The sequence below is a fragment of the Terriglobales bacterium genome (assembly GCA_035937135.1).
Taxonomy (GTDB): Bacteria; Acidobacteriota; Terriglobia; order Terriglobales; family Acidobacteriaceae; genus DASYVL01.
Map to the genome: position 1 here is coordinate 1 of DASYVL010000064.1, position 3,100 is coordinate 3,100.

General features: G+C 67.0%; 4 protein-coding genes. 2 read left to right on the top strand and 2 right to left on the bottom strand.

Annotation, left to right across the window (positions count from 1 at the left end; genetic code table 11):
• Positions 1–180: hypothetical protein (locus VGQ94_04050; GenBank protein ID HEV2021677.1), on the top strand; the 180-nt coding region annotated here is incomplete at its 5' end.
• Positions 181–465: 285 nt separating this feature from the next.
• Here the strand turns inward: VGQ94_04050 and VGQ94_04055 are convergent.
• A complete protein-coding gene (locus VGQ94_04055) occupies positions 466–693 on the bottom strand; it encodes a hypothetical protein (protein ID HEV2021678.1) in 228 nt (75 codons plus the stop codon).
• Positions 694–821: 128 nt separating this feature from the next.
• The gene (locus tag VGQ94_04060; GenBank protein HEV2021679.1) at positions 822–1,937 is read right to left on the bottom strand and encodes a DUF6569 family protein; all 1,116 of its coding nucleotides are present in this window, start codon (positions 1,935–1,937) and stop codon (positions 822–824) included.
• 131 nt (positions 1,938–2,068) lie between these two features.
• Here VGQ94_04060 and VGQ94_04065 point away from each other — a divergent pair, with 131 nt between their 5' ends.
• Complete coding sequence (locus VGQ94_04065; GenBank protein HEV2021680.1) at positions 2,069–3,001, top strand: sigma-70 family RNA polymerase sigma factor; 933 nt, start codon at positions 2,069–2,071, stop codon at positions 2,999–3,001.
• Positions 3,002–3,100: the final 99 nt, after the last annotated feature.

Below are 3,100 nucleotides of genomic sequence, written 5' to 3' on the forward strand. Positions count from 1 at the left end.
GGCCGCGGGCGCCCGCCGCACCTCAGGACCTTCGACGCCGGATGGCAGCACCTGCGCATGATGCTGCTCTACAGCCCGCGCTGGATCTTCTTCTATCCCGGCGTGCTGATGATGGTGGCCGGGGCCGCTGCGGTGGGATTGCTGGCCACCGGGCCGCGAACCACGAAGTCGCCCTCCTGAACGTCGAAGACCACGCTTTCCACGCCCGCGGCCGGGAGGTTCATGGGATAGCTCTTGCGGTCGCCGGCAAAGGCTGGAAGAACGAAAGCGAGCGCCAAAGACGCCAAGAGCGCGAAACGCAGATTTCTCACGGAATCTCCTTCCACTTAGAATGCGCTTTGTGAGGGGAAATGGGTAGCGTGCAGGCAACAAAAATGCCGGGCTGGTTGGCCCGGCATCTTGTTTTTTCGCGTATCCCGCGGCTGGTTGGCGGTGGGACGGCCGCTAGCTAGCGGCCCGGGGGATTCACATCACCCGCGCGATCTTGTTCAGCTCCATGCGGATCACATCCACGGTGCAGCCCGAGCCTCCCAAGCGGCTCGCAGCATCCAGGGCGGCATCGGGCGCGACGCCGTATCCGCGCCCCATCAGAAAGAGTTGGAGCAACTCGGCCGATTGCAGGGCATCGAGCCCGCCCTTTAGCAGCTCGCTGCGCAGGTCCGAGATCTCCGTTCTTGAAAACTTCTCGCCCATGGGTCACCTCCGACCCTTGTGCTTCTACTTTCTACTACGCTTAGACACGCTCCCTAGGTCCTTCGTTTCGAAGAAAATCTTTTATTTCTCTGGCAACCTTTGAATCCGTTCGGAGTCGCCGGGTTGCCTCACTCCGTCATCTTGCTGATGTGCACGTCGAAGCCGGTCCTGGGCAAAAGCGACGCCAACTCGAAGACGCGGAACCCGCGGCCCACCACCTCGGTGTGCCGGAAGACGCCAGGCTCGCTCTCCACCACCTCGCGGGTGCCGCTCAAGTCGTCCAAAAAGGACTGGGCGGCGTACACCGTGGGGCGTCCCCGCTCCGGGCGCGTGGTCAAGGCCTCGGCGGCGTAGGAGCGCACCAGCTTGGGCCAGTACTTCTCCAGCAGTTGCGGGCTGGCGAAGAGGTCGGCCCAGATGATCTCCCCGTTGACGGCGACCACCACGCCCACGGCGTTGCGGGCGCGCAGCTCGCGGATCAGTCCCTGATAGGAGCGCTCCAGCGGCACGGCGACCGAGTCTACCTGGCGCTTGACCTCGCGGTTATCTGCGGCCTGCGCGTAGGAGGTGGAGGATTCGATCTCTGCCCGGGCAGCACCGCCGCCCGTGCTCGCCACGGCGTCCGCCATGCCCTGGCGCGACTTGGCCACCTCGGCCCACACCTGTTGCTGGTCCTTATCGCTCATGGCGCGCTTGCGCACGCTGGGCTGTGCCATCGGCGCGCTTTGCGCGTCGAACTTCGAGCCGCCTCCCGAGCGCGCCACCCAGCGCCCCGGCTCCACGCAGAAGACGCCCAGGTCCACCGGGTCGCTGTGCGCGGGAATGATGCGGTCCTTGCCCACCACTCGGTCCTGCTTGCCGCCGGTGACGATCTCCCCCGCCAGCAGGATCAGCGGCCGGTCGGAGTTGTTCACCAGCACCAGGTTGTTCACCTGGTCGCTCGTGGGCCGATACGCCGTTCCACCACGGCGGACCAGCGGCCGAACGCGTCCGGCTTCCGTCACTTCCACCTGGCCGGAGCGCAGGCCTTCGTCCAGGGTGAGGAATTCGCGGGTGTCGTGCGTGCTCGCGGCCACCACCGGGAAGATGGTGAGGTTGCCCTGGGTGATGGGTTCGAGCACCCGGTAGCCAGTGGCCATAGGCGGCTGCCCGGCCTCCGCCGGGGTCGGGGTCCAACTTACGGCGGCCAGTAGCAGGCAGAAGCCCGCGGCCAGCGCCAATGCGGCTGTGAGTCTGAATTTCATGGCGTACCTCCAGGGCGCCCGCTGAGTCGGGTCCTTATCCCTTGGACGGAGAACGCCGCCTCCCCGGTTTCTTGCATCGAAAGTTGATACCATCGGGGCCGGAGTTCCCGGCCCAGGCCATCTAATCCCTCATGAGCAGCAGCCCGCAAAACGCGACCCAGCCCACCCCGCCCAAGGGCGCCGGGAAGGCCGAGGCGCAGGCCCTGGCCGCGCTCTTCGCCGAGCTCTTTAATCGAAGCGACGCCGCGAAATACGGCCTCGACCCGGGTGAGTGGGTGCGCATCCTGGCGGGAGTCGGGGCCAAATACCTGCCGCCGGACGCCGGGCAGGAGCAGGCGCTCGAGCTCTATCGCAGCCTGTGGGTGGAGGAGCTGGCGCTGGCCCGGGGCTGCGCCGCCGGCAACGAGGCCGCCTGGCAGGACTTCCTGCTGCGCTATCGCGAAAAGCTCTACGACGCCGCCGGAGCCATCGCGCGCGAGGATTCGGCTGCGCGCGAGCTGGCTGACTCGCTCTACGCCGACCTTTACGGCACCGCCACCCGCGACGGCGAGCGCGTTTCCAAGCTGAACTTCTACATGGGACGCGGCTCACTCGAGGGCTGGCTGCGCACCGTGCTGGCCCAGGAGTACGTCAACCGCTACCGCCGCGGCAAGCGTTTGGTGAGCCTGGAAGAAAAGGAAGAAGCGGGCGTGCAGTTCGCCGCTCCCGCCGCGGAAGCTGCTGCGCCCGTGGACGCGCGCCTGGAGGCGGCCACGGATCAGGCGCTGGCGTCGCTCGCAGCCGAAGACCGCTTCATCCTGGCGGCATATTTTCTCGACCAGCGCACCCTGGCGGAGATTGCGCAGACGCTGGGCGTGCATGAATCCACCATCAGCCGCAAGCTGGGGAAGATCACGGCCGGGCTGCGCAAGCAGATCGTGAGCGGCCTGCGCCAGCGCGGCATGAGCAAGCGGCAGGCGGAAGAGGCGCTGGAGGCCGACGTGCGCGATCTGGCGGTGGACATCCGCGGTCGCCTGCAAGAAACGGCGGCTCGGACGTTCTCCGGGAAGAAAGAGGCGAGGTAGGGGCCCGTGTCAGAGATTCCCAAGATCGCGCGCGCGCGGCTGGAGCAGCAGGCCGCCGGGGCGGGGAACCATCCCGACGCCGACCAGCTGACTGCGTTC

What these genes read in the sequence shown, in the direction of transcription:
- VGQ94_04065 (HEV2021680.1), top strand. Translation starts at nt 2,069, where the DNA reads ATGAGCAGCAGCCCGCAAAACGCGACCCAGCCCACCCCGCCCAAGGGC.
- VGQ94_04055 (HEV2021678.1), bottom strand. Translation starts at nt 693, where the DNA reads ATGGGCGAGAAGTTTTCAAGAACGGAGATCTCGGACCTGCGCAGCGAG.
- VGQ94_04060 (HEV2021679.1), bottom strand. Translation starts at nt 1,937, where the DNA reads ATGAAATTCAGACTCACAGCCGCATTGGCGCTGGCCGCGGGCTTCTGC.